The organism is Variovorax ginsengisoli, assembly GCF_030486595.1.
Lineage (GTDB): Bacteria > Pseudomonadota > Gammaproteobacteria > Burkholderiales > Burkholderiaceae_C > Variovorax > Variovorax ginsengisoli_B.
In genome coordinates, this window is record NZ_JAUJZH010000013.1 from 34,446 (window position 1) to 59,399 (window position 24,954).

General features: G+C 69.9%; 22 protein-coding genes. 20 read left to right on the top strand and 2 right to left on the bottom strand.

Annotated features, from left to right (window positions below; genetic code table 11):
- Window positions 1-15 precede the first annotated feature (15 nt).
- Window positions 16-1,575 carry an acetate--CoA ligase gene (locus tag QZH52_RS18395; RefSeq protein ID WP_301811739.1) on the bottom strand — a complete coding sequence of 520 codons (1,560 nt, stop codon included), beginning with the start codon at window positions 1,573-1,575 and terminating at the stop codon, window positions 16-18.
- Between the two features lie 246 nt (window positions 1,576-1,821).
- Here QZH52_RS18395 and QZH52_RS18400 point away from each other — a divergent pair, with 246 nt between their 5' ends.
- The 3 genes from QZH52_RS18400 (at window position 1,822) to QZH52_RS18410 (ending at window position 3,524) form a co-directional block, all read left to right on the top strand.
- The gene (locus QZH52_RS18400) at window positions 1,822-2,547 is read left to right on the top strand and encodes an IclR family transcriptional regulator (RefSeq protein WP_301811743.1); all 726 of its coding nucleotides are present in this window, start codon (window positions 1,822-1,824) and stop codon (window positions 2,545-2,547) included.
- Between the two features lie 62 nt (window positions 2,548-2,609).
- Window positions 2,610-2,900, top strand: coding sequence for a DUF1330 domain-containing protein (locus tag QZH52_RS18405; RefSeq protein ID WP_301811746.1), 291 nt, complete (start codon window positions 2,610-2,612; stop codon window positions 2,898-2,900).
- 24 nt (window positions 2,901-2,924) lie between these two features.
- On the top strand, window positions 2,925-3,524 hold the full coding sequence (locus QZH52_RS18410) for a DNA-3-methyladenine glycosylase (protein ID WP_301811750.1): 600 nt from the start codon (window positions 2,925-2,927) through the stop codon (window positions 3,522-3,524).
- Here the strand turns inward: QZH52_RS18410 and QZH52_RS18415 are convergent, their stop codons facing one another.
- Window positions 3,525-5,192 (bottom strand): eCIS core domain-containing protein, encoded by a 1,668-nt coding sequence (locus tag QZH52_RS18415; RefSeq protein ID WP_301811752.1) that lies wholly within the window; start codon window positions 5,190-5,192, stop codon window positions 3,525-3,527.
- Window positions 5,193-5,534: 342 nt separating this feature from the next.
- On the opposite strand from QZH52_RS18415, the gene QZH52_RS18420 reads away from it, so the two are divergent.
- From QZH52_RS18420 to QZH52_RS18500, 17 genes are all read left to right on the top strand, one after another.
- On the top strand, window positions 5,535-7,046 hold the full coding sequence (locus QZH52_RS18420; protein WP_301811756.1) for an eCIS core domain-containing protein: 1,512 nt from the start codon (window positions 5,535-5,537) through the stop codon (window positions 7,044-7,046).
- A gap of 170 nt (window positions 7,047-7,216) precedes the next feature.
- A complete protein-coding gene (locus tag QZH52_RS18425) occupies window positions 7,217-8,770 on the top strand; it encodes a DUF2586 family protein (protein ID WP_286538091.1) in 1,554 nt (517 codons plus the stop codon).
- Window positions 8,771-8,780: 10 nt separating this feature from the next.
- On the top strand, window positions 8,781-9,299 hold the full coding sequence (locus tag QZH52_RS18430) for a phage tail protein (protein ID WP_286538090.1): 519 nt from the start codon (window positions 8,781-8,783) through the stop codon (window positions 9,297-9,299).
- A gap of 26 nt (window positions 9,300-9,325) precedes the next feature.
- Window positions 9,326-10,066, top strand: coding sequence for a T4 family baseplate hub assembly chaperone (locus tag QZH52_RS18435; RefSeq protein WP_301811759.1), 741 nt, complete (start codon window positions 9,326-9,328; stop codon window positions 10,064-10,066).
- Window positions 10,066-10,884 carry a hypothetical protein gene (locus QZH52_RS18440; protein WP_301811760.1) on the top strand — a complete coding sequence of 273 codons (819 nt, stop codon included), beginning with the start codon at window positions 10,066-10,068 and terminating at the stop codon, window positions 10,882-10,884. The genes QZH52_RS18435 and QZH52_RS18440 overlap by 1 nt, the downstream gene beginning before the upstream one ends.
- The gene (locus tag QZH52_RS18445; RefSeq protein ID WP_301811762.1) at window positions 10,881-12,098 is read left to right on the top strand and encodes a Pvc16 family protein; all 1,218 of its coding nucleotides are present in this window, start codon (window positions 10,881-10,883) and stop codon (window positions 12,096-12,098) included. The genes QZH52_RS18440 and QZH52_RS18445 overlap by 4 nt, the downstream gene beginning before the upstream one ends.
- Window positions 12,095-14,086: an ATP-binding protein gene (locus QZH52_RS18450; RefSeq protein WP_301811764.1), complete on the top strand. Its 1,992-nt coding sequence runs from the start codon at window positions 12,095-12,097 to the stop codon at window positions 14,084-14,086. Before QZH52_RS18445 ends, QZH52_RS18450 begins: the two co-directional genes overlap by 4 nt.
- Complete coding sequence (locus QZH52_RS18455) at window positions 14,083-14,319, top strand: hypothetical protein (protein WP_301811766.1); 237 nt, start codon at window positions 14,083-14,085, stop codon at window positions 14,317-14,319. Before QZH52_RS18450 ends, QZH52_RS18455 begins: the two co-directional genes overlap by 4 nt.
- Complete coding sequence (locus QZH52_RS18460; protein ID WP_286538084.1) at window positions 14,316-14,987, top strand: hypothetical protein; 672 nt, start codon at window positions 14,316-14,318, stop codon at window positions 14,985-14,987. The genes QZH52_RS18455 and QZH52_RS18460 overlap by 4 nt, the downstream gene beginning before the upstream one ends.
- 3 nt (window positions 14,988-14,990) lie before the next feature.
- Window positions 14,991-15,278 (top strand): LysM peptidoglycan-binding domain-containing protein, encoded by a 288-nt coding sequence (locus tag QZH52_RS18465; protein WP_286538082.1) that lies wholly within the window; start codon window positions 14,991-14,993, stop codon window positions 15,276-15,278.
- Window positions 15,279-15,281: 3 nt separating this feature from the next.
- On the top strand, window positions 15,282-16,418 hold the full coding sequence (locus QZH52_RS18470; RefSeq protein WP_301811768.1) for a hypothetical protein: 1,137 nt from the start codon (window positions 15,282-15,284) through the stop codon (window positions 16,416-16,418).
- Window positions 16,415-16,912, top strand: coding sequence for a phage baseplate assembly protein V (locus QZH52_RS18475; RefSeq protein WP_286527253.1), 498 nt, complete (start codon window positions 16,415-16,417; stop codon window positions 16,910-16,912). The genes QZH52_RS18470 and QZH52_RS18475 overlap by 4 nt, the downstream gene beginning before the upstream one ends.
- Entirely contained in the window at window positions 16,912-17,232 is a 321-nt protein-coding gene (locus tag QZH52_RS18480; protein ID WP_286538080.1) for a hypothetical protein, read from the top strand. The genes QZH52_RS18475 and QZH52_RS18480 overlap by 1 nt, the downstream gene beginning before the upstream one ends.
- On the top strand, window positions 17,232-17,591 hold the full coding sequence (locus tag QZH52_RS18485; RefSeq protein WP_286538078.1) for a GPW/gp25 family protein: 360 nt from the start codon (window positions 17,232-17,234) through the stop codon (window positions 17,589-17,591). The genes QZH52_RS18480 and QZH52_RS18485 overlap by 1 nt, the downstream gene beginning before the upstream one ends.
- 86 nt (window positions 17,592-17,677) lie before the next feature.
- A complete protein-coding gene (locus QZH52_RS18490) occupies window positions 17,678-20,146 on the top strand; it encodes a putative baseplate assembly protein (RefSeq protein ID WP_301811774.1) in 2,469 nt (822 codons plus the stop codon).
- Complete coding sequence (locus tag QZH52_RS18495; protein WP_301811776.1) at window positions 20,143-22,929, top strand: putative baseplate assembly protein; 2,787 nt, start codon at window positions 20,143-20,145, stop codon at window positions 22,927-22,929. Before QZH52_RS18490 ends, QZH52_RS18495 begins: the two co-directional genes overlap by 4 nt.
- Window positions 22,926-24,950 (top strand): hypothetical protein, encoded by a 2,025-nt coding sequence (locus QZH52_RS18500; RefSeq protein WP_301811778.1) that lies wholly within the window; start codon window positions 22,926-22,928, stop codon window positions 24,948-24,950. The genes QZH52_RS18495 and QZH52_RS18500 overlap by 4 nt, the downstream gene beginning before the upstream one ends.
- The last annotated feature ends 4 nt before the right edge of the window (window positions 24,951-24,954 follow it).

A 24,954-nucleotide genomic window follows, 5' to 3' on the forward strand; every position in this document is an offset into this window, starting at 1 on the left:
GGTTGAGGGGGTGGATTACGAATGCGTCGAAGCGGCGGCGGCCTCTTGCTCGCGCAGCTTCTTGCGGTGGATCTTTCCGGCGGGGGTCTTTGGCAGTTCGGCCACGAACGCCACCTGCCGTGGGTACTCGTGCTGGCTCAGGCGCGTGCGGACCGCGTCCTGGATCTCTTCGATGAATGCCTCGCCGGCGGGACGGTCCGAGACGACGAAGGCCTTCACGACCAGTCCGCGCAGCGCGTCGGGCACGCCGATGGCGGCAGCCTCCTTGACGTCGGGATGCTTGAGGATCGCGTCCTCGACCTCCACCGCACCGATCGTCCAGCCGGCCGAGATGATCACGTCGTCGGCCCGGCCTCCATGCCAGAAGTAGCCGTCGGCGTCGACGCGGCCGAGGTCCTTGGTGGCGACCCATTCGCCGCGGCGCCACAGCTTCAGCTCGCCGACGACACCGGGTGCGCAGGGCTTGCCGTCGATGTCGTGCACTTCGACCCGAAGGCCTGGAATCGGCTTGCCGAGCGCTCCCGACTTGACGGGGAAGTCCGCCGCGCCGGGATAGGACACCAGGCAGACGCCGATCTCGGTCGTGCCGTACATGCTGCAGGCCTTGTGGCCGAAGGTGGCCTCGATGAACGCGGCGGTCTCGCTGTCGATCGGCTCTCCGGTGAACGACAGCTTGTCGAGCAGGTAGCGATGTTTCGACACGGCGCCCGAGTTGCGCATCATGCGGTAGTGGGTCGCCGCCGCCGACAGGTTGTTGAAGCGATGCGCCTCCAGGGCCTGCAGCAGCCGCTCGCCGCTGAATCTGCCTGCATAGGCGCCGATCGTCACCCCCATGGCCAGCGGGGCCAGCGTTCCGTGCCAGAGGCCATGCCCCCAGGCCGGCGACGACGGACACATGAAGCGGTCACCCGGGCGCACGCCGGTTCCGTAGAGCGCCGCGAGCATCAGCGTGACGATCGCCCGGTGCGTGTGCTTGACGGCATCCGGCAGTTCCCTGGTGGTGCCGGAGGTGTATTGGAAGATGGCGAGGTCGTCGGCCCGTGTGCTGGTTTCGAAGCGCGACGGGAAGCAATCGAGCGATGCGATGAAGGCATCGTCGGCGACCGTTACGCGCAAGTCCTCGAACCCGGCCACGACTTCCGCTTTCTCGTGGTTCGTCACGAGCATCTTCGGCTGGCAGTCCTGCACGCGCAGCCGAATGCCGTCCGGGCCGAACAGCGTGAACAGCGGGACCGCGATGGCGCCCGCCTTCATCGCGCCGAAGATGGCGGCATAGAACGCCAGCGACGGCTCGAGCATCACCGCCACGCGATCGCCCGGCCGGATTCCCTGCTCGACGAGGAAGTGGGCGAAGCGGGACGAAGCTTCGGAGGTCTGCCGGAAGCTCAGAGTCTGGTCCTCGCGGTCGGCCCGAACGAGGACCACGGCCGCGTTGTCGCCATCGACATGCCGATCGATGCACTCGTGCGCGATGTTCATGCGCTCGGCGTCGCCATCGAAAAGCGCCCACAGGCCGGCGCTGCTGCAGCGCGATTGCGCATCCGCATAGGAAGTGAATTGCGTCAGTTTCGTCATCGCTGTCTCTCGTTTGCTCTTGATGGGGAGACTTTGCGCGTCTGCGTTTTAATTGTCAATGGCGTCTATGAATTGTCTATAGACAATTATTAGAATGACTTCAGGCGGTCCGCATGACCCATCGATGCCGGCCGACGGACGCCAGGTCAAAGCGTCGTATGCTTCGCCAACCCAGTGAACCGCCCCTTCTCCATGCCAGTCGCAGCACCCGCATCACCGTCCGCCAAGGGCCCTCGCGTTCGTCCCGTGCCCGCCGTCTCGCGCGCGCTTTCCATTCTTCGTTTGTTGGCGGGAAGCCCCGAGCCGATGACGCTCAAGACGATTTCGGAAGGACTCGATCTGGTCACCAGCACCTGCCTCCACATCCTTCGCGTTCTGGTCGACGAAGGCATGGTCAAGCTCGAGCCGGGAACCAAGCGATACAGCCTCGATGTCGGCGTGTTGTCCCTCGCGCGCAGCGTGGTCGAGAACAACCCGTTCCCCGTACGCGTGCAAAGCGCGCTCGACCGGATCGCCGAGCGATGGAACGTCACCACCATCGGCATGAAGGTCTCGGGCCTCGACGACCTCGTGGTGCTGTCGCTGGCGCGATCGAAGGGGCCGTTTCGCCTGTACGTCGAAGTCGGCAGCAGGGTGCCCGCCCTCACCAGCGCGACCGGGCGACTGGTCGCTCACTATTCCGGCTTGACCGACAGCGAGCTGCGCCGCGGCTTCAAGTCACTGAACTGGGAGAACCCTCCTTCGTTCGACACCTGGTTGAAGGAAGTGAAGTTGGTGGAGCAAAAGGGATTCGCGGTCGATCGCGGCAACTACATCAACGGCATTTCCGTGCTGGCTGTTCCCATTCTCGATTCGCAGCGCCGCATCGGCCACGCGCTGGCGGCGCTGGGCCTGGCGGACACGTTGACCCCATCGACCCTGCGATCCCTCGCCGCGGACATGCAGGTTGAAGCCGCCGCGCTGGCACAGTGAGTCCGTTGGCGAGGACTTGGGGCGCAAGCTATATTTCCGGCTCAGCAACAAGAGAGATCACCATGCCGAAAGCCTACTGGATCAGCGCGTACCGTGCCGTCAAGGACCCGGACAAGCTGGCGGCCTATGCCAAACTCGCCGGTCCCGCCATCACCGAAGGCGGCGGTCGCTTTCTGGCACGCGGCGTGCCGGCCAAGGTCTACGAGGCCGGCCTCGCCCAACGCACCGTGTTGATCGAGTTCGACAGCATCGAGCAGGCCACGGCCACCCACGACAGCCCCGCCTACCAGGCCGCGCTCGCCGCACTGGACGATGGCGCCGAGCGCGATCTCCGGGTCATCGAAGGGGTCTGAGCGCGAGCGCGTGCCGCGGCGCCGATGACTGCCGCCGACCTGCTTCCCGCCGCACTGACGATCGGCTTCGACGGCCCGTCGCACGAGGTGGCGCGCCGGCTCATCGGCGTCACCTTGCTGGTCGATGGCGTGGGCGGGCGCATCGTCGAGACCGAGGCCTACGACAGCACCGAGCCGGCGGCCCACAGCTTCGGAGGCCCGCGGCCGCGCAATGTCGCGCTGTTCGGCCCCCCGGGCCACGCCTACGTCTATCGCTCCTACGGCATCCACTGGTGCCTGAACTTCGTCTGCCGCGAGTCCGGGCACGGCGCCGGGGTGCTGATCCGCGCCTTGGAGCCGACCCACGGCCTGGCACGCATGCGCGAACGGCGCGGCCTCGATGACTTGCGGCTGCTGTGTGCCGGCCCCGGGCGGGTCGGCCAGGCACTCGGTGTCGACGACAGTTTCAACGGCAAGGCACTCGATGCGCCCCCTTTCGCGCTGCTCGCACGGCCCGGCGACCGGCCGCCGCTGGCGGTCGAGGTCGGGCCGCGGATCGGCATCTCGAAGGCCATCGAGTTGCCCTGGCGCTTCGGCGAGAAAGGCTCGCGCTTCCTGAGCAAGCCGTTCCGTCCTGCGGGCTGATCAATAGTCGGTGTCGCCGTACCAGGGCTTGGACCCCGGCCTCGGGTCGAAGCCCTTGCCGCCCTTGTGGATCTCGGCGTGGTGCAGTTCCCATTCGGTCCGCACGACATCGACCACGACCTTCAATTTAAGCCCGGACTGGATTCTTCGAACGGTGAAGGTGTAGGCCGATGGCCGCGCGATGTTCTCCTTCGCCAGCGCGATCGCCTCGCTGTCGCTGGGAGGGGTTTCGGCCGTGATGTCGACCGGGCCGTTCTTGAATTCGTTTTTCGGCGTGAAGGTGAACACGGTGTCCTTGCCCACGCGGCGGCTGGAGCCGAACGTGAAGTCCTTCACGTTGAGCTGCTTCGCCTGCGACCTGAGCAGGTCCAGTTCCTTGCCCTTGGACGGAAAGACGCCGTCGTAGGCGACTTCCTGGCTCTGGTCGGTGGTCCGCCGGAGCTTCTTTCGCATCGCGGCCCAATCGGTGACGAAGGCGTATTCGGGCTTGGCCTTCATCCGCTTGAACGCGTCCTCGTCGGACAGCTTGCTCGCGCCGGGCTCCTCGTAGAACGGATCGGCCAGCGATTCGGTGCCGCCGCCATAGCGTTGGCCATGGGTCGGCGCGATCACCCGCGCACTGCCGCCGAAGGCGGTGCGCACCTCGCCCAGCATCTCCTCGCTGCGCCCGAGGTTGCAGCCCCTGATCAGCACGTTGGTCCAGAAGCCCACCAGGTCCGGCTTGGGCTGGGTGATGCCGCCGGCCGCATTGGCCTTCTTGAGCTCCGCATACTCCACCTTGCCCGGCGTCGCATCCTTGGCGTCGAGAGAGAGCTGCAGGGTGCCGTCGGGGTGCGCGTGCGAGACGATGATCAGGTTGGCCACCGGCTTGCCGCCGCTGTTGATGCGCTGGTTGATGCCGTCGAGGTCGCGCACGTCCTCCACCAGTGTTGCGCCCGCATATTCGGCCGTGAAGAACTTCTTCGCTTCGGTATAGAACTTGTTGCCGCTCTTCGCGGCGTCCTTGCCCATGATGAAGACGTAGTCGATGGCGCCGCGCGCCGTATCGACACGCCCGATCTGGGCCTCGATCTCCTTCGCCAGCGCCGGGGCGTCGCCCTTGGCGACCCGCTGCAGCGCATCGTCGCCGGCGACGATGGTTCCGGTGGTCCTGGGTCCGCTGCCCTTGAAGTCGACGAAGACGCCCTTGCGGCCCTTGTCGTAGCGGCTGCCGCTGAGTTCGAAATGCATGTCGAGCCCGTAGGCGTTGATCAGCCGCCAGACGACTTCGTGCACGGCAAATGCCGGCTTGCCCGAGGCCAGGGCGCGCTTCGCCAGTGCCGCGAGCGTCGTCTCCTCCTTGGTGATCGCGGCGGCTTCGTCGGGATCGCGCGCCCTGCGCTGGAGACGGATCGGCGCGGCGGAGGCGCCGCGTTGCTGGACGACGTGGGCCAGTTCGTGGGCCAGCAATCGGCGCCCGTCGCCGGTGCCGTCCGCGCGCCGGCCGGCACCGAACACGATGTTGCGGCCGACGGTATAGGCATCCGCGGCGACCTCTCTCGCCGATTGCGCGGCCATGGTCCCGGAGTGAATCCGCACGGCCGAGAAGTCGGCATCGAAGCGCCTTTCCATGTCGCGCAGCAGCATGGGCGCGATCGGGCTTCCGGCCTGCTGCAGGACCTGATCCACGCTGGCCGGCACCTCGCCAGGCGTTGGTCCGCCCGCATGGATGGGAACCCCGCCGAAGCTGTAGCCGGCGCGCGTGAATTCGCGCCTCGGTGCGGCTCGCTCGCTTTCCGATACTGCGCCTCGCACCGGCCCGGATGGCCGCGCGACGACCGGATGCAGAGGATCGAACATTGGGCTTGCACGACGCATGGCGCGGATGGTGCCCCGATCCACGGGGCCTAGCAAGCTCGGGGCAGGCGCGGCGCCCCCAACGTTCGGCGTATCCCCAAGCGGCACGCCCAGGGCTAATATGCCGATCGCTCTTCTTGTCGCCCGCCACTTCGTTCCGGAAGGGGTCGATCCATGTACGCGCCGCAGGCCGCCAGGACGCAGGTCCGAAAATCCGCCAGCCGCACAGCGTGGGTGGGGTCCCCGCCCCTGCACGGGGTCGTCCAGCGCAAGCTCACGATCGGGGCGATCGACGACCCGCTCGAGCACGAAGCCGACCGCATTGCCGAGAAGGTCCTGCGGGCGCCCGACAACGAGTTGTCGTTCACGCCTGGGCCCCCGCGCATCAGCCGCGCCTGCGCCCGGTGCGAACGCGAGGAAGAGCAGGAGAAAGGGCTGCTGCAGCGATCCCCCGAGCCGGGCGAGGCGGTCGCCGAATCGCTGTCCCAAGGCCTCGGTGCGACCGGCGGCGGCCGTGCCCTGCCGCCGGCCACCCGCCTCTTCATGGAACGCCGGTTCGGCGCCGACTTCTCCGCCGTGCGCATCCATGCGGATGCCTCGGACAACGAGCATGCGCGGCAGCTGAATGCCCAGGCCTTCACGATCGGCAACCACATCCACTTTCGCCACGGCAAGTTCGACCCCGACCACCACGCCGGACGTCTGCTGCTCGCGCACGAGCTGGTGCACACGCTGCAGCAGGGCCACGCCACGCCGCGCGTGCAGCGCAAGACCGAGGCCGAATGGAAAACCGAGGCGACGGCGTTCGAGACCCAGATCCTGGCCGCCCCCGAATTCAAGGCGCTGGACGGCGTGTCCAAGGGCAACGTCACCTGGATCATCGCGCAGGCCAGGACCAAGCCGCTCGGGGATGCCAAGGGCCAGCGTCTCTACTATCTCTTCAAGCTGTTGAAGGCGATCGCTACGCCCTTCGTCGGCACCTCGACGGGATCGGGCTACGGCTGCTCGCCGGACGTCGCCAAGCAGAACCGCGAGGTCGTCGACAAGGCCCTCAAGACCGAGGCGATATGGGGCGGCGCCTACAGCGACGTCGACGAGCTCTCGGTCGCCTCGGCCACCCACATGGTCGAGAGGACCGGCGAGCAGGGCAAGAAGTACAAGGTGGACCGCAGCGATCCCAAGAACATCCGCGTGAAGATCAAGGTCAAGCTCAACGGCGCCCCTGACGAGGTGTCCAAGATCAAGGGCCTCGAGGATGCGATCGAGCGCTCGATCTCGATGACGACCAAGGGCTACTACGTCGACATCGTGTTCGTCGACAAGTCGGGGCCGGACGTGTTCGAGTTCACCGTCAAGTTCTGCGAATGGCCCAACTCGGGCAACTGGGCATCGAGCCCGGTGACGCTTTCGCACGAGGTCCATCATGCGCTGGGACTCGACGACCGCTACGACTACATCGAGAGCCATTCGAGCCGATCGAGCATGCGGCTCGAGATGCGCCTGAGCCTGTTCGTCCAGCAGATGAAGAAGACGGCCGGCCCCCGCGATGCCTACAGCAAGATGGCCTACAACAACAATCCGCTGCTGGCCGAAGACGTCTGTGCCGTGGCCTTCGCGGCCGGTGCCGATCGCAACAAGTGCATCGAGGCACGCAAGAGCCTCGACCCGGCCAACGTGCCGCCCTGAGGCGCAGGCCTTCGAGGGCATGGCGCTATGCCTATGGCCCACAGTCTATTGCGGTTCATGTTTCGCGCGGGTAATGTCGGCTCCCCTTCGGGCATCGATCCGTCGGCCTGGCGCGAGGCGCTGCCTCCAGGACCGCGCGTCGTGTCGATTTGCAACAAGGAGTGTCGACCATGCCTTCCGCACTGCTGTCCCCCGGCGTCTATATCGAGGAGGTGCCGAGCGGGGTGCGCACCATCACCGGCGTGGCGACTTCGGTCGCCGCTTTCATCGGCAGGACATCGCAGGGACCCGTGAGCGAGCCTGCGCTGATCACCAGCTTCGGCGACTTCGAGCGGCTGTTCGGCGGCGTGCAGATGGACTATCCACTGAGCTACGCGGTCCAGGACTTCTATTTGAACGGCGGCAGCCAGGCCATCATCGTGCGGCTGCAGTCGGGCGCCGTCGCCGCCTCGGCGGCGCTGGTCACGGGCGGCGCCAACGGCGAGGCGCTGGACCTCGTCGCGTCGAGTCCGGGCACCTGGGGCAACGCGCTCAAGGCGATCGTCGACGACGCCACGCGCGACCCGACCGACACCACGCTCTACAACCTCACGATCACCCAGGCCGGCGGTGCCACGGAGAAGTTCCTGAACGTCTCCTCCAGCGCGGCCAGCCCGCGCTTCGTGGCCCGCGTGCTCGACAGCAGTTCGCTGCTCGCGAAGGTGGCGCTGGACAACGCCGGCCATCCGATCGCGCCTGCCACGCGACCGCAGCCGGGCACCGTCGCACTGGCCGGCGGCGTCGACAGCGCGCATCTCGCGAACGCCGACTACCTGGGCTCCGCGAGCCTGAAGACGGGCATCTTCGCGCTCGACAAGGCCGACCTGTTCAACCTGATGTGCATCCCGCCCGACACCCGTGGCGGCGATACGGCCGCGGCGGTCTACCAGGCGGCGATGGCCTATTGCGCGACCCGCCGCGCGGTGCTGCTGGTCGATCCGCTGGCCGCCTGGGGGCAGGTCAAGGAAACCGCGGCGGCGAAGGCCTCCGACCCGTCGACCGGCGTCGCCAGCCTGGGACTGACCGGCGACGCGGCACGCAACGCGGCGATCTTCTTCCCGCGCGTGATCAAGTCCGATCCGCAGCTCAACGGACAGCCCGACGTCTTCGCGCCTTGCGGCGTGGTGGCCGGCATCATCGCGCGCACCGATGGCACGCGGGGCGTCTGGAAGGCACCCGCCGGACTGGACGCGGCGCTCAACGGCGTGCAGGGCCTGCAAGCCAACCTGAGCGATGGCGACAACGGCGTGCTGAATCCGCTCGGCATCAACTGCCTGCGTTCGTTCCCGGTCTCCGGCCGCGTGATCTGGGGTTCGCGCACGATGCGCGGCGCCGACCTGCTGGCCGACGACTACAAGTACCTGCCGGTGCGCCGGCTTGCGCTCTACATCGAGGAAAGCCTCTACCGCGGCACGCAGTGGGTGGTCTTCGAGCCCAACGACGAACCGCTGTGGTCGCAGATCCGGCTCAACGTCGGCGCCTTCATGCAGAACCTGTTCCGCCAGGGCGCCTTCCAGGGCCACACGCCATCGGCCGCGTACTTCGTCAAGTGCGACAGCGAGACGACGACGCAGAACGACATCAACCTCGGCATCGTCAACATCCTGGTCGGCTTCGCGCCGCTCAAGCCCGCCGAGTTCGTCGTCATCCGCCTGCAGCAACTGGCCGGCCAGATCGCCGCCTGAGGAGAAGACCATGGCCCAATTCACCGTCAACACCTTTCGCGTCGACCCCTACAAGAACTTCAAGTTCAGGGTCAAGTGGGATGGCCGGTATGTCGCGGGCGTGAGCAAGGTCGGCATGCTCAAGAAGACGACCGAAGTGGTCAAGCACCGCGACGGCGGCGATCCCAGCACCTCGCACAAGTCGCCGGGGCGCACCGAGTTCGACGCCATCACGCTGGAGCGCGGCGTGACGCACGACCCCGAGTTCGAGAACTGGGCCGGCAAGGTCTGGAACTTCGGCGGCGGCCTCGGCGCGGAAGTCTCGCTCAAGGATTTCCGCAAGGACATCATCATCGAGGTCTACAACGAAGCGGGCCAGAAGGTGATTGCCTACAACGTGTACCGCTGCTGGGTGTCCGAGTTCCAGGCCTTGCCCGACCTCGATGCCAATGCGAATGCGATCGCCATCCAGCACCTGAAGCTCGAGAACGAAGGCTGGGCGCGCGACACTTCCGTCACCGAACCGACCGAGCCGACGATCAACGCCTGATCCTCGCCCTTCACCGCGCGTTTGCCATGGACACCCTGGCCGACTCCGACCTGCTCCACCTGTGGGAAACCATGCGGCGCCAGACGCTGCCGCGCCGTGCCGCCGCGCTGCTCGCGGTGGCGGCGCCGGACCTGGCGAGCGGCCGGTTGGCCGGGCTGAGCCTCGGCGAGCGGGAGCGCCGGCTGCTGGACCTGCACGCGCATTGCTTCGGCGCCCGCCTCGCCTGCGTCGCGGACTGCCCGCAGTGCGGCGAGGCCTTCGAGTTCGAACTCGACGCGCGTGCGCTTGCGGCAGGGTTGCCCGTGCCGGCCGAGGCCGCGCCGACGCGAACTGTCGAGTCCGGGGACTTGCGCGTCGAGATGAGACTGCCGACCGTGGCGGACAGCATCGCGCTCGCCGACGAAGACGATGTCCGGCATGCCTACAGCCGGTTGCTGGACCGCTGCCTGGCCTGCACGACGCGAACGGGCGAGGCCATGGCGCCGCAGGCGCTGCCGCCGGCGCTGCTGGAGGAAGCCGCCGCCTGGATGGAAGCCGCCGATCCGGCCGCGGAGCTGATGATCTCGATGGCCTGCCCGGCGTGCGATGCGGTCCTCGGCGAGCCGATCGATCTCGCCGCCTTCTGCTGGGCCGAGGTCGAGGCCCGCGCGCCGCGCCTGCTCGCCGAAGTGGATGCGCTGGCCTCGCGCTACGGCTGGAGCGAGGCGGACATCCTGTCGATGAGCCGCGTCCGGCGCGACGCCTATCTCGCACTGGTGCTGTCGTGATGGGCTACCTCGATCGTCTCGCCGCACGACTCGTCGAGCCCCGGCCCCTCATCAGGCCGCGTCCCTTGTCGCGTTTCGAGGCTGTGGATCCGCTGAACGCATCCATGGCGGAGCCCGGATCGGCCAGCGAGGACGAGGCCTTGCCTGCGCCGCCGGCGCGCGCGCGGCCGGCGCCTGTGGCGCAAGAGCGGGGAGAGGAGAGCCTTGCGTCGTCCATGCGGACGCCTCGTGCAGGTGTCGATGCAAGCCCGAAGGAACAGCGCCGGCCTTCGGTCATCCGCGAGATCTCCGACCCGCCATCGGTCCAGGATGCTTCGCGGGAAGTTCCGAAGCCTGCATCGCAGGGCGTTCGAACGACGCCACGCGAAGGACCTGCTCCGGCGTCGGCCGAACGGCCGGCGTCGGTCCATGCGGTCGCCACCGCAGTGCCCGCCATCCGCACCGCATCGCCGCGGCCGGACGCTGCGCCCATGCCCTTGCCTGCGCTGCCCGCCGCAGCCGAGCAGCCCCGCACGCCGGTCACCGACATGGCGAGCCGCATCGCGCCGTGGCGAGAACCGACCGACGCCGCCGCACGGCCTTCGATCGACACGCGCACAACGGCCGCGGCCTCCACCGCCGCAACAGCGCCGAAACGCCGCGAGCCGGCGGCCACAGCCACCGATCCGTCCGCCGTGGTGCAGGTGACGATCGGCCGGCTCGAGCTTCGATCTCCCGAAGCGTCGCCGCGCCGGCCTTCGGCGAAGCCGGCGCGCGCCGCGCCGCGGATGAGCCTGCAGGACTACCTGCAGCGCCGTGCCGGAGGACATGGGCGATGAGCAGTGCGCTCGCCATCGCCAGCGTGACGCGCGGGCTGCGCGCATTGGTCAACCAGGCGCTGCAGGCTCCCTTGCCCGCCAACCTGCCGGCCGACACCGTGCCCACCACCCAGGTCCAGGTGACGACGCTGCCGCTCGACAAGGTGCGCAGCTTCTCGGCCAACGGCAACCTGCTCAACCTGTACCTCTACAGCACGGTGCCCAACCCGGCGCTGAGCAACGGCCTGCCGCCGCACGGCGGCCCCGCCGGCGGCGAGCCGCCGCTCGCGCTCAACCTGCACTACATGCTCACGGCCTTCGGGCAGGACGACAACGAGCTGATCGCGCAGCTGCTCCTCGGCCGCGCGATGCTGGCATTGCACGACAACCCGCTGCTGATGCCGGCCGACCTTGCCGATGCCCTGGGCGCGGCCGACGTGCAGGGCCAGGTCGAGCGGGTGCGCATCACGCCGCACTCGCTCGGCTTCGAGGAGATGTCGAAGCTCTGGATGGCCTACCAGACGCAGTACCGCCTGTCGGCGGCCTACGAGGCCTCCGTGGTCCTGATCGACAGCGCCCGGCCCGCGAAGATCGCGCCCCCGGTGCGCAGCGCGAGCATCGTCGTCGCGCCGCTGCGCACGCCCTCGATCGACCAGGTCACGCCGCAGGTCGCCGTGCCGGGCGCGACCATGACGCTGGTGGGCGCGAACCTGGGTGCCCCGGCGACGCAGGTGGTGGTGGCCGGCCTCCGGGTGGCGCCGTCGACCGTCGCCGATCGGACGCTGTCCTTCACCCTTCCTCCCGGTGTCCCGGCCGGCGTGAACACCGTGCGAGTGGTGCAGGAAGTGCCGCTGGGCGCGCCGCCGGTGGTGCATCCGGGCGTCGGCTTCGAGTCCAACGCCGCCGCCTTCATGCTCAGCCCGAGCATCGCCGCCGCATCGCCGATCAGCGTCGCGCGCGGCGCGGTGCTGCAGCTGCAGGTGGCGCCGCCAGTCGGCCGCACGCAGCGCGCCGTGCTGCTGCTCGACGACGAGCAGGTCGCGTCGGCGCCGCATGCGCCGGGCGACCCCGACACCAGCAGCACGGTCTCGTTTCCCATTCCCGCCAACTTCGTCGCCCGCAGCTACCTGGCCCGGGTGATGGTCGACGGCGCCTGCAGTGCCCTGGTGACGGATGAAGCGCCCGGGAGCCCGACCCTCCACCAGTACGTGGGCCCGACGGTGACACTCACATGAACGCCGGCGCCACACCCCTGCAGAGCAACGAGCTGGCGCTCGGGGCGGCGCTCGCGTGGCTGCGCGATCGGCTGCAGCGGCTGGCCGATCGCAGCGCGCCCGCGGCAGCCGTCGACGCGGACGAACTCGTGGCGGTGCCGACCCTGGCCGTGCTCGCGCAGCGGCTGGGTCTGTCGACGTTCGAGTGCAGCGTGCTGCTGCTGTGCGCCGCGGCGGCGCTCGACACGCGCATCGGCGGGCTCTGCGCACAGGCGCTCGACGAACCCTCCCGGCCCTGGCCGAGCTTCGCGCTCGCGATGGTGCTCTTCGACGACCCCGCATGGGAGGCCCTGTCGCCCGACCGGCCGCTGCGCTACTGGCGCCTGGTCGAAGTGCACGCCAACGGCGCGACGCCGCTGACGATGAGCGCACTGCGGGCCGACGACCGGATCGTCGACTACATCAAGGGCCTCAATCGCGCCGACGAGCGCATCGCGCCTTCGCTGCTGCCGATCGCCACCGACGACCTGCAGGCGCTGCCGCCCTCGCAGCAGTCGGCGGTGGATGCGCTGCTGGCCTTCGTGCACAGGTCCGCCGACGAAGGCAGCGCCCCGGCGCTGCAGCTGACCGGGATCGACGTCGCCAGCAAACAGCTGGTGGCTGCCCATGTCGCGGCCGGGCTGGGGCTGCGCCTCGAACGCGTCGGGCTGTCCGCGCTGCCGGCGCAAAGCGCCGATCTGGAGGCCTGGTGCCGGCTCTGGCGACGCGAATGCCTGCTGATGCCGCTGGCGCTCTACATCGATGCGCACGACGTGCCCGCCGGCGAGTCGTCCGACGCGAGCGCGGCCGTGCTGGGGCGGCTGCTCGACCGGCTGCACGCGCTGGCCTTCGTCGCCACGCGGGACGCCCATGCGCTCGGTGCCGGCGGCCGCGACGGGCTTCTGGTGACGGCGATCGAGAGGCCCAGCGCCACCGAGCAGACGCAGGCCTGGCTCGACCTGCTGGGCGAATCGCGCGAGGCGCTCGCGTCGCGGCTGGCGAGCCAGTTCAACTTCAACCTGCCGCAGATCGCGTCGATGGTGCGCAGCGCCGGGCGCGCGGCCGGCGACGACGGCGACAGCGGCGATGACGGCGTCGCCTCGGCGCTCTGGACGGCCTGCCGCCAATGCGCGCATTCGAAGATGGACATGCTCTCGCAGCGCATCCGGCCCAAGGCCGAATGGAGCGACATCGTGCTCCCCGCGGAGGCGCTGTCGCTGCTGCACCAGATCGTGGCCCAGGTCGCCCTGCGCCGCCGGGTCTACGGGGACTGGGGCTTCGAGCGAAAGATGAGCCGCGGCCTGGGGCTCAGCGCGCTGTTCCACGGCGAGAGCGGATGCGGCAAGACGATGGCGGCCGAAGTCATCGCCAACGCGCTCGCGCTCGACCTCTACCGCATCGACCTCTCGGCGGTGATCAGCAAGTACATCGGCGAGACCGAGAAGAATCTGCAGCGCATCTTCGATGCCGCGGAAGACGGCGGCGGCATCCTGTTCTTCGACGAGGCCGACGCGCTGTTCGGCAAGCGCAGCGAGGTGCGCGACAGCCACGACCGCTACGCAAACATCGAGACCAACTACCTGCTGCAGCGCATCGAGGCCTTCCGCGGCCTGGCGATCCTGGCGACCAACCTGAAGGGCTCGCTCGACGCGGCCTTCATGCGGCGGCTGCGCTTCGTCGTGCCATTCACCTACCCCGGTCCGCACGAGCGGGCGCTGATGTGGCAGCGCGCCTTTCCCGCCGACACGCCGCTCGAAGGGCTCGACCCGACGCAGCTCGCAAGACTCGACTGCACCGGCGGGAGCATCCACAGCATCGCGTTGAACGCCGCCTTCCTCGCCGCCCACCGCGGCGGCAGCGTGACCATGGCGCTGGTCCACGAGGCCGCGCGCAGCGAGCTCCTCAAGCTCGGACGGCCGATCCACGAAGCGGATTTCCGGCCCGCGGCCGTTCAGGGAGCACACGCATGAAGATCGAGCTGCACATCGACCGGCTGGTCGTCGACGCGGGCAGCGGTGCCGCCGTCGATCGCGAGCGGCTGGCGCAGGCGGTGTCGCAGGCGCTTGCGCAGCGCATCGACGCCGGGGCTCCACGCCAGCCGGCCGTTCGGCAGGAACCTGCCGCAGGGCAGCGCCTCGAACACCGCATCGCCGCGGCGGTGCACCAGGCGCTGCCGCCCGCGGCGCGCGGAGGCCGGCCATGAGCGGCTTCCCAGGCTCGCCTCGGCTCGTGAAGGGCGCGATCGTCGGCATCGATCCGTTCAACCCGCTCGCGAGCATCATCAGCTTCCAGTACAACCCCGACACCATGACGCGCCAGATCGAGGCGCAGACCACGCGCTCGGACGATGGCGACCGCGGCGAGGCACTGCGCCTGAAGGGCGCACCGGTCGAGACCATCTCGCTCGACGTCGAGATCGATGCCACCGACCAGCTCGAGCAGGCCAACCCGCTGGCGGTGAGCTCGGGCATCTATCCTCAGCTCTCGGCCCTCGAGATGCTGGTCTATCCGAAAAGCAGCCTGGTGATCGCCAACACGATCCTGCTGGCGGTCGGGACGATCGAGATCATTCCGCCGGCCGCCCCCTTCACCTTGTTCATCTGGGGGCCGCAGCGGGTGCTGCCGGTTCGCATCAGCACCTTCTCGATCACCGAGGAGGCCTACGACGTCAACCTCAATCCGACCCGCGCCAGGGTGCAGCTGGGCCTTCGCGTGCTGAGCTACAACGACCTGCCGATCACGCATCCGGGCTATGCGCTGTTCCTTGCGCACCAGGTGGCCAAGGAGACGATGGCCACGCTCAACACGGTCGGCAATGCGTCGGCGTCGGGTTCGCTGTCGTTCAGCGGCGGCGTCAGCACGGGGATGTAGACCATGGCCACGACCAGCCGCTATGCCAGCCTTCCGGTATTGACCCACACGGACCCCGGCGGGCGCGCCGTAAGCTACTTCGGGCGCCGCTTCCTGCCGGCGGGCAGCGCGATGCCGCTGGTGATGGGCGTCACGGTCACGCAGGGCGACCGGCTCGACCTGATCGCGGCGCGCACCTTCGGCGATCCGGAGCAGTACTGGCGCATCTGCGACGCCAACGATGCGCTCGATCCCTTCGAACTCACCGCGACGATCGGCCGCGTGCTGCGCATCGCATCGCCCCAGTTCTGAGCCATGGACTTCCTCGGCATCCACCTGACCCTGCTGATCGGCCCCTCGGTGCCGCTGCCGGCGCCCGTGGACATCATGGAGGCGCTCGAGGAGGTGGAGGTCCACACCGGCGACGATCGATCGGGCTTCCAGATCCGCTTCCAGGTCGGCCGCTCCGGGCCCGCCGACCTGCTCGACTACGCCCTGCTCGCCAGTCCGCTGCTGCAGACCTGGAACCGGGTCATCCTGATCGTGACCTTCAACGCGACGCCGCGGGTGCTGATGGATGGCTTCGTGACGCAGCGCGAGTTCTCCGCCAGCGACGAGCCCGGGCGCTCGTTCATCACGCTGACCGGCGACGACGTGAGCGTCAAGCTCGACCTCGAGGAGAAGAGCGCCGAGCATGTCGGCCTCGACGACGGGCTGGTCGCGCTGAAGCTCATCGGCAGCTATGCCGAGTACGGCCTGGTTCCGAACCTGATCCCGCCGCCGGTGATCGATCCGCCGCTGCCGATCGACCGCGTGCCGGTGCAGCTGCGCACCGACCTCGAGCACCTGCGCTTCCTGGCGCTGCGCCACGGCTATGTGTTCTACATCGTGCCCGGCCCGGTGCCGATGACCAACACCGCCTACTGGGGGCCGCCGGTTCGCGCCGGCCTGCCGCAGAGCGCGATCACGGTGAACATGGGGCCGAACACCAACGTCCGCGATTTCAGCGTCCACAGCAACGGCCTCGGGCCGACCCAGGTGAGCGGCAAGGTGCAGGACCGTTTGACCAACCAGGCGCTGCCGGTGCGGCTGTTCGCGAGCCTTCGGCCGCCGCTGGCTGCGCTGCCCGCCTGGCTGGTGAACCAGCCGAACGTGCGCACCACCCGGTTCCGCGAGTCGGGCGTCGATGCGATGCAGGCCTACGGACGCGCGCAGGCACTCATCGAGGACTCGATGGACCTGGTGGTCGCCAACGGCGAGCTCGATGCCCTGCGCTACGGCGACATCCTGCAGCCGCGCGGCGTGGTGGGCGTGCGCGGGGCAGGCTACCTGCACGACGGCCTCTGGTACGTGAAGAACGTCAGGCACCGCATCCGCAAGGAAAACTATTCGCAGTCGTTCACGCTGGCGCGCGAGGGCTGGGGATCGACTGTCCCGGTGGTACGAACATGACTCCGTTCTACGGCAAGTACCGCGGCAAGGTCGAGAACAACGTCGATCCGATGATGCTCGGGCGGGTGCAGGTCAGCGTCGCGGCGGTGCTCGGCGACGGCACGCTCTCGTGGGCCCTGCCCTGCGCACCCTACGGCGGCTCGGGCGTGGGCTTCTTCGCCGTGCCGCCGGTGGGCGCCAACATCTGGGTCGAGTTCGAGGGCGGCAATCCCGAGCAGCCGATCTGGAGCGGCTGCTTCTGGGGCGCGGGCGAGGTGCCGGCGATGCCGGCCGTGGCCGAGATGAAGGTGTTCAAGACCGATTGCATCAGTCTCCAGATGAGCGACCTGCCCGGCGTCGGCGGCTTCATCCTGGAGGTCAGTCCGCCGGCGGTCGCGGTGCCGCTCAAGCTCACGCTCGATTCGGACGGCATCAAGCTCGCCATGGCCGCGTTCAGCATCGCGATCGGTGCCACCGGCGTGTCGATCAACGACGGTGCGCTGGAGGTGATCTGATGCCCGGCTTCCTGCTCGACCAGACCTCGGTGGTGACCTGCATGCACGCGGGGCAGGCGAAGGCGACCGCGCCCTTCCCGCGCGTCACGCTGAACAAGCAGGCGGTGGTGACGCAAGCCGCGGCCTACATGGTCTCGGCCTGCCCCTTCAATGTCTCGGGCGCGCCGAGCCCCTGCGTGAGCGCGGCCTGGACGACGGTGGCGACCCGCGTCAGGGCCGGCGGCGCACCGGTGCTGCTGGTGGACAGCCAGGCCCAGTGCGTGCCCAACGGCACCGGCGTGCTGGTCGCGCCTTCGCAAGTGCGCGCGAGGGGAACGTGATGCAGCTAGCCTATCCCTACGGATTCGACGCCCAGGGCCGCACGGCACAAGCCGCCGGCGACGACCATATCCGAGACCTGATCGAGCAGGTGCTGTTCACGGCGCCGGGCGAGCGCGTGAACCGGCCGACCTTCGGCACCGGGCTGGCGCAGCTTCTCTTCTCACCGACCAGCCCCGAACTGGCGACCGCCACGCAGTTCCTGGTGCAGGGTGCGCTGCAGCAGTGGCTCGGAGACCTGATCAAGTTCACCGGCGTGCAGGTGGAGAGCGTGGAGAGCACGGTGACGGTGACTGTGCAGTACGTGGTGCTTGCGACGCAGCAGCGCATGTCTGCCGAGTTCACTCGGGGGGGTGGATAGCATGAAGAACAGCTTTTCGATCCAGGGAACGATGGGGCCGGCACGCGCCCCGGAAGTCTCCAGCCCAGGCGCGGTGGACCGCTGACATGGACCAAACCCTCTGCTGCGACGCCCAACGACGCATCGACGTCGCGAACTCGACCACGCTCAACGGCATCGACTTCGTGGAGGTCGTGGACGTGGGCGCGCAGTTCCAGCAGGGCCTGCGCGTGCACTTCCTGCGCGCTCCCGCGCCCGCGGGCATCACGGCGGCCAACGTGCGCATCAGCGGCGGCGAGCGCTTCACCGGCATCGTGGTCGACCGGCCGCCCACCTACGACAACAACGTGCTGTTGCTGCACGTCGACCAGCCCGGCGACTTCTCGACCTACACGCTGCAGCTCGTGCAACCGGACGGCAGCGGCCTGCCGATGACTGGCATGGACCCGGTGCTGGCGTCGGCGCAGTTCTCGTTCAAGGTGGATTGCCCATCGCCCTTCGATTGCCAGTCGTCGACTGCCTGCGCGCCCGCCGTGGCCGCGGTGCCGGAGCTCAACTACCTGGCGAAGGACTACGCGGGCTTCCGCCAGCTCATGCTCGACCGCCTCGCCACGCAGGTGCCCGGCTGGCAGGAGAGCCACGTGGCGGACCTCGGCGTCGCGCTGGTCGAGATGCTGGCCTACGTCGGCGACTACCTGAGCTACCAGCAGGACGCCGTGGCGACCGAGGCCTACCTGGGCACGGCACGGCTGCGGACCTCGGTGCGCCGCCACGCCCGGCTGGTCGACTACTTCATGCAGGAAGGCTGCAGCGCCCGCGCCTGGGTGCAGGTGCAGGTGCAGGCCGACAACGTGGCGCTGCCGGCGCACACGCCGGTCCTCGGCGGCAAGGCCGGCGCTGCGCCGGTGGTCGCCAGGGCCAGCTACGTCGCCGCACTGGCGGGTCTTCCTGTCGTGTTCGAGACAGCCCAGGCCGCGACGCTGTTCCAGGCCCATCAGCAGATCGGCTTCCACACCTGGGGCGACCGGCGCTGCGCGCTGCCCCGGGGCGCGACGCGGGCAACCCTGCGCGGCCGCTTCCCGAACCTGAAGCCGGGCGACGTGCTGGTGTTCGAGGAAGTGCTCGGGCCCGAGACCGGCCTGGCCGCGGACGCGGACCCGACCCACCGCCAGGCGGTGCGGCTCGTCAGCGTCTCGGTCGACGATGCCAAGGGCCAGCCGCTGCAGGACCCGCTGTACAAGCAGCCCGTCACGCAGATCGCATGGGCCGCCGACGACGCGCTGGCCTTTCCACTGTGCCTCTCGGCCCGCATCGCGAAGGACAACACGGAGAGCGACGTGAGCGACATCAGCGTCGCCCGCGGCAACATCGTGATGGCCGACCATGGCCAGCGTCTCGCGGCGGCCGAGGCCATCGGCGAGGTGCCCGCGCCGACTCTGTTCCGCGCGCCGGCGGCGAGCGGCGCGATGTGCAGCGCCGCCCGTCGCGAGCCGGTGCCGCCGCGCTTCAGGCCGCGGCTGGCGCGGTCGCCGCTCACCTGGGCCGTGCCCTTCGATCCCACCGATCTCGCCGCCTCGGCCGCGGCGCTGCAGCAGCCCGATGCAGCACGCGCCGCGCCGGCGATTCAGCTCGCCGGCCAGCTCGAAGGCCTGTCGGTCGACTGGTTCGCGCAGCAGGACCTGCTCGGCAGCCATGCCGACGATCCGCACTTCGTCGTCGAGCCCGACGACGCGGGCGTGGCGTGGCTTCGCTTCGGCGACGGCAGCCACGGCCGCCGTCCCGCGTCCGGCACGACCTTCAGCGCGAGCTACCGCGTCGGCACCGGCAGCGCCGGCAATGTCGGCGCCGGCACGCTGGTGCGCATCGTGACCGACGACCCGGCCATCGTCGGCGTTCGCCAGCCGCTGCCGGCGAGCGGCGGCAGCGAGCCGGAGAGCATCGCCTCGGTGCGCGCCAACGCGCCGTATGCGCTGCGCACGCAGCAGCGCGCGGTCACGACCGACGACTACGCCCGCCTGGCCGCGCAGCTGCCCGGCGTGCAGAGCGCGGCCGCCACGATGCGCTGGACCGGCAGCTGGCGCAGCGTCTTCGTCACCGTCGACCCCTTCGGCGGCGGCGCACTGGATGCGGAGTCGCAGGCCCGGCTCGCGCAGTCGCTCGACAGCCTGCGCATGGCCGGACACGACCTGGAGATCGAGGCCCCGATCGCCGTGCCGCTCGACATCGCGATGGAGGTCCGCGTGCGGCCCGACTACTTCCGCGCCGAGGTCGCGCAGGCCCTGTCGGAAGTCTTCAACAGCCGCGTGCGGCCGGACGGGCGGCTCGGGCTCTTCCACCCCGACAACTTCCGGATCGGGCAGGACGTGTATTCGAGTCCGCTCTATGCGGCGGCGATGGCCATCGATGGCGTCGAATCGGTGCAGATCACGACCTTCCAGCGGCGCGGCGAGCCGGGCCGCGCGGCACTGGACGCCGGCGTGCTGCCGATCGGGCGGCTCGAGGTGGCCCGGCTGGACAACAACCCGGACTTTCCGGAGCGCGGCGTGTTCAGCTTCGCGGTGAGGGGCGGAAAATGAACGTCGAACTGGACGCTTGCGGCGCCTGCGCCGGCACGTCGCCGCAGACGCCCGCGCCGGTGGCCAACCGCGCCGGCCTGTCGGCGATCGGCTACCGGGTCGGAACGCAGCCGCTCTTCAAGGAGAGCATGCAGGCGCGCCTGGGCACCCTGCCCGAGCTGCGCACGCGCGACCCCGGCGATTTCACGCTCGGCCTGATCGACGCCTGGGCCAGCGTCGCCGACGTGCTCAGCTTCTACCAGGAGCGCATCGCCAACGAATCCTTCCTGCGCACCGCCACCGAGCGGCGATCGCTCGCGGGCCTGGCGGAACTGGTCGGCTATGTGCCTCAGCCCGGCGTGGCCGCGAGCACCTGGCTCGCCTTCACGCTGATGCAGGCCCCCGGCGCGGCGCCGACGGCGGTCGAGGTTCCGGCGGGCACGCGGGTGCAGAGCATTCCCCTGCCCGGCGGCCTGCCGCAGACCTTCGAGACCCTCGAGGCCGTCCCGGCCAGGGTCGAATGGAATGCGTTCCGCCCCAGCCTCAGCCTGGCCCAGACGGTGGACGCCGACACGACGGAAGTCCTGTTGAGCGGCGTGTCGACGGGGCTCAAGCCCGGCGACAGCGTGGTCGTCGCACCCAGCGACGCGGGCAGCCGCCCGGTGCTGCGCACGGTGGCTGGCGTGACGCCGATGGCGGCCGAGCAGCAGACCCGCGTGACGCTGCGACCGGCGATCTCGGGGGCCCAGGTGCCGGCACCGGCGCCACCTCCGCCGCGCCCGCGGCGCCCGCGGATCGCCTTCGAATCGCTGCGGGCCGACACCGTGCCGCTGCACATCACAGCCACCTTCGCCGCGCCGCGCAACTGGTCCTTCGTCACGCAGCAGGCGCTGTCGGCGCATGTGCCCTTCGTCGCGCGCGCCGACGACCTGAAGGTCTTCGGCTGGCGCTTCGGGCTCAAGCTCAGGCACTTGTTCCGGACCCTCGCGGCCTGGTCGCCGCCGGTCGCACCGAGCATCTACGCGTTGCGTACGAAAGCTTCGCTCTTCGGCTACAACGCACCCGACCCGCGCAGCCTGCCGGCCGCCATCTCGGGCCAGTATTCGGACGAGTACGTGGCGGGCGGCGACTGGGTACCGCCCGCCGACGTGCTCGACCCGCTGCTCGACGCCAGCTATCCGCGCATCGCGCCGGGCGGCGATGCGGCCCCCAGCTTCGCCGCGCTGAGATGGAGCGATGCCCAGGGCGACCACTGGGTGGTCGCCAACGTCGACGGCGTGGCGGAGCACGGCATCGCCAGATACACGATGACCGGCAAGGTGACCCAACTCCGGCTGTCGGTGGTCGGCCAGAGCGACAGCGGGCCGGTGTCGATCGCCTACCCGAGCTTCAGCAGCTACCGCGGCGCCACCCTGCAGGCCGAGAGCGAGGCCCTGCCCCTGGCCCGCCTGCCGAACGAGGACCCGCTGCCCGCCGACAGCCAGATCGACCTCGACACCTGGGTCGACGGCCTCCATGCCGGCCAGCGGCTGATCGTCAGTGGCGAGCTCGCCGATTCGCCCGGCAACCTGGCGAGCGAGATGGTGCAGATCCAGGCGGTGGCGCACGCCATCGGCGCCGACGGCGGCACCAGCCTGACCCTGGTCAGCGCGCTGACCCAGGCCTATGTGCGCAAGACCGTCACGATCAACGGCAACGTGGCAGCCGCCACGCACGGCAGCGCGGTGAGCGAGGTGCTCGGCAGCGGCAATGCCGCCGTGCCGTCGCAGCGCTTCACCTTGCGGCAGTCGCCGCTCACCCATGTCAGCGCGGCGACGCCCAGCGGCGTGGCATCGACCCTGGCACTGCGCGTGAACGGCGTGCAGTGGCGCGAGGTCCACGACTTCTTCGGCAGCGGTCCCCGCGACCGGGTCTATGTCGCCCGCCTCGACGACGACGGCAGCACCGTCGTCGGCTTCGGCGACGGCAGCCACGGCGCGCGGCCTCCGACCGGCACCGAGAACATCGTGGCCAGCTACCGCAAGGGCATCGGCGCGGTCGGCAATGTCGGCGCCGGCCAGCTCACGCTGCTGCAGACGCGCCCTCTCGGCGTGCAGGGCGTCACCAACCCCACGCCCGCCACCGGCGGCGCCGACGCCGAGACCGCGGACGACATCCGCGCCAACGCCGCGCTCGGCCTGAGCACGCTCGGGCGCATCGTCTCGCTGCAGGACTACGAGGACTTCGCCCGCGCCTTCGGCGGCATCGCCAAGGCGCGCGCCACCTGGACCTGGTTCGGACAGACCCGCGGCGTCTTCCTCACGGTCGCCGGCATCGACGGTGCCGACGTGGAATCGGGGGGCGCGGTCTTCGGCCACCTGCTCTCGGCGATCGGCGATGCGGCCGAGCCGAACGTGCCGGTCAGGCTCAGCAGCTACCGGCGCGGCGCCTTCACCTTCAGCGCCAACCTGATGATCGATCCGGCCCGCGACATGGACGCCGTGCTGGCCGCCGCGCAGCAGGCGGCGCGCGATGCGTTCTCGTTCGCGCGCCGCGGCTTCGGACAGGCGGTGGCGCGCAGCGAGGTCATCGCGCTGCTGCAGGGCGTGCCGGGCGTGGTGGCGGTGCAGGTGAGCGCGCTCCGGCGCACCGACACGGCCCTCTTCGTGCCGGCGGCGCGCCTGGCCGTGCTGCGCGAGAACGCGCAGATCGATGCGGCGCTGCCCCAGGTCGGCTCCGACGCGAGTGTCCTGGCGGCCGAATTGCTGACGCTGGACCCGAGGCCGCTGGACCTGGTCGCAACCTGGGCGGAGGCACCTCCATGACACTCGACGGCGCCGCCCTCCTCCAGCTGCTGCCCGCGATCTACCGGCTGCGCGACGCCGACCAGGGCGGGGCGCTGGCGCGCCTGCTCGACGTGCTGGCGGAACAGGTGCAGGTGCTGCAGGAAGACCTGGCGCAGCTCTACGACGACCAGTTCATCGAGACCTGCGCCGACTGGGTCGTGCCCTACATCGGCGACCTGATCGGCTACCGGCAACTCAACGGCGTGGCCGCCACCGTCAGCAGCCCGCGCGCCGAGGTGGCCAACACCATCAACCTGCGGCGCGGCAAGGGCACCGTCACCGTGCTCGAGCGGCTGGCCCGCGACGTCACGGGCTGGGATGCGCATGTCGTCGAATACTTCCTCGGGCTGGCGGCCACGCAGTGCGTGAAGCACGTCCGGCCGGGCGCCGGCGGCACGGTCGACCTGCGCGGCCAGCCCCTGCTCGAACGGATCGGCTCGCCTTTCGACGGCGCGGCGCACGGGGTCGAGGTGCGCGGGCTCGGCTGCGGCGGCCGCTGGAACCTGCCGAACGTCGGCATCCACCTGTGGACCCAGCGCAGCGTCGGCTTGTCGCAGGCCACGGCCTTCGCGCGCGACAACCTGCGCTTCTTCTTCGATCCGCTCGGCGCCGACACGCAGCTCTTCAACCGCCCGCAGCCGCTGCCAGCCGATGCGCCGCTGGCCCGCGAATCGAACCTGCCGGTGGCCATCAGCCGCCGCGCGCTGGCTTCCGGTATGGCGGACTTCCACGGACCGGACGCGTCGCTCTTCATCGCCGGCCTGCCCGCCGGCACGACCTTGCTGGCGGCCGATCTGTCGGACCTCGATGCCGCCGGCACCCAGTGGGCGCACGTGCCGGCCGCGGGCAGCGTGCTGATCGATCCGCAGCGCGGCCGCATCGCCTTCGCCGCCGCGCCATCCAGGCCGCTGGCGGTATGGTTCCATCGCGCCACCGAGGCGGACCTCGGCGGCGGCGAATACGAGCGCTTGTCGACGCTCTCGCTCGGCCTCCAACCGGTGGTCGAGGTCCAGGCCGCGAACGGCAGCGTGCAGGCCGCGTTCGGCGCCGTCAGCGCGGGGGGCGCGGCGCAGTTCCCGAGCAGCGCGACCTGGGCCGAGACGCCGTCGGTCGCGCTGGCGGCCGACGCGGTCGTCGAGCTGCGGGCCGCCGACCAGACGCGGCCGGTCCTGCAGCTGGCGGGCGAACTGAAGATCAGCGGCGCGGCCGGCTCCGAGCTGACGCTCAACGGGCTGGTCATCAGCGGCGGTGCGCTGCACCTGGCGGCCACCGCCAACGGACAGGGCCCGAACACGCTGCGGCTGGTGCACTGCACGCTGGTGCCGGGGTCGACGCTGAAGAACGACGGCAGCGCCGCCCAGCCCGGCGCGCCCAGCCTGATCGTCGAGACGAAGGGCACGCGGGTCGAGCTCGACCATTGCGTGGTCGGCGCGCTGCGCATCGCCGCCGAGTGCCAGGTGAGCCTGAGCCACTGCATCGTCGACGCCGGGGATCCGGCCTCGGTGGCCTTCGCGGCGGTCGACGGCAACGCGGCGGGCGGCGCACTGCAGGCGACCGACTGCACGCTGGTCGGCCGCGTCCACAGCGCGATGATCGGGGCGGCCTCGAACTGCATCTTCCACGCCCGCGCCAGCCTTGCGGGCGGCGCTGCCCCGCCCTGGCCGGCGCCGGTCTGGTCCGAGCGGCGGCAGGAGGGCTGCCTGCGCTTCTCCTACCTGCCGCTCGATTCGATCGTGCCGCGCCGCTACCGCTGCCAGCCGGCGACAGCAGCGGACGCCAGCCGCGTCGTGCCGCTCTTCGATTCGCTGCGCTACGGCGACCCGTCCTACTGCCAACTGGCCCGGCGCTCGGCGATCGAGATCCGCACCGGCGCCGAAGACGGCGCCGAAATGGGCGTCCACCACGAACAGATGGCCCAGCAGCGCGAGAGCAACCTGCGCCTGCGCCTGGCGGAGTACCTGCGCGTCGGACTCGACGGCGGCCTGCTCTTCGCCGACTGAGCCT

Coding starts and splice junctions, on each gene's coding strand:
- QZH52_RS18455 (WP_301811766.1), top strand. CDS start 14,083: ATGAAGATCGAGCTGCACATCGACCGGCTGGTCGTCGACGCGGGCAGC.
- QZH52_RS18480 (WP_286538080.1), top strand. CDS start 16,912: ATGCCCGGCTTCCTGCTCGACCAGACCTCGGTGGTGACCTGCATGCAC.
- QZH52_RS18440 (WP_301811760.1), top strand. CDS start 10,066: ATGGGCTACCTCGATCGTCTCGCCGCACGACTCGTCGAGCCCCGGCCC.
- QZH52_RS18465 (WP_286538082.1), top strand. CDS start 14,991: ATGGCCACGACCAGCCGCTATGCCAGCCTTCCGGTATTGACCCACACG.
- QZH52_RS18495 (WP_301811776.1), top strand. CDS start 20,143: ATGAACGTCGAACTGGACGCTTGCGGCGCCTGCGCCGGCACGTCGCCG.
- QZH52_RS18405 (WP_301811746.1), top strand. CDS start 2,610: ATGCCGAAAGCCTACTGGATCAGCGCGTACCGTGCCGTCAAGGACCCG.
- QZH52_RS18425 (WP_286538091.1), top strand. CDS start 7,217: ATGCCTTCCGCACTGCTGTCCCCCGGCGTCTATATCGAGGAGGTGCCG.
- QZH52_RS18395 (WP_301811739.1), bottom strand. CDS start 1,575: ATGACGAAACTGACGCAATTCACTTCCTATGCGGATGCGCAATCGCGC.
- QZH52_RS18430 (WP_286538090.1), top strand. CDS start 8,781: ATGGCCCAATTCACCGTCAACACCTTTCGCGTCGACCCCTACAAGAAC.
- QZH52_RS18470 (WP_301811768.1), top strand. CDS start 15,282: ATGGACTTCCTCGGCATCCACCTGACCCTGCTGATCGGCCCCTCGGTG.
- QZH52_RS18410 (WP_301811750.1), top strand. CDS start 2,925: ATGACTGCCGCCGACCTGCTTCCCGCCGCACTGACGATCGGCTTCGAC.
- QZH52_RS18420 (WP_301811756.1), top strand. CDS start 5,535: ATGTACGCGCCGCAGGCCGCCAGGACGCAGGTCCGAAAATCCGCCAGC.
- QZH52_RS18435 (WP_301811759.1), top strand. CDS start 9,326: ATGGACACCCTGGCCGACTCCGACCTGCTCCACCTGTGGGAAACCATG.
- QZH52_RS18445 (WP_301811762.1), top strand. CDS start 10,881: ATGAGCAGTGCGCTCGCCATCGCCAGCGTGACGCGCGGGCTGCGCGCA.
- QZH52_RS18485 (WP_286538078.1), top strand. CDS start 17,232: ATGCAGCTAGCCTATCCCTACGGATTCGACGCCCAGGGCCGCACGGCA.
- QZH52_RS18500 (WP_301811778.1), top strand. CDS start 22,926: ATGACACTCGACGGCGCCGCCCTCCTCCAGCTGCTGCCCGCGATCTAC.
- QZH52_RS18490 (WP_301811774.1), top strand. CDS start 17,678: ATGGACCAAACCCTCTGCTGCGACGCCCAACGACGCATCGACGTCGCG.
- QZH52_RS18475 (WP_286527253.1), top strand. CDS start 16,415: ATGACTCCGTTCTACGGCAAGTACCGCGGCAAGGTCGAGAACAACGTC.
- QZH52_RS18450 (WP_301811764.1), top strand. CDS start 12,095: ATGAACGCCGGCGCCACACCCCTGCAGAGCAACGAGCTGGCGCTCGGG.
- QZH52_RS18460 (WP_286538084.1), top strand. CDS start 14,316: ATGAGCGGCTTCCCAGGCTCGCCTCGGCTCGTGAAGGGCGCGATCGTC.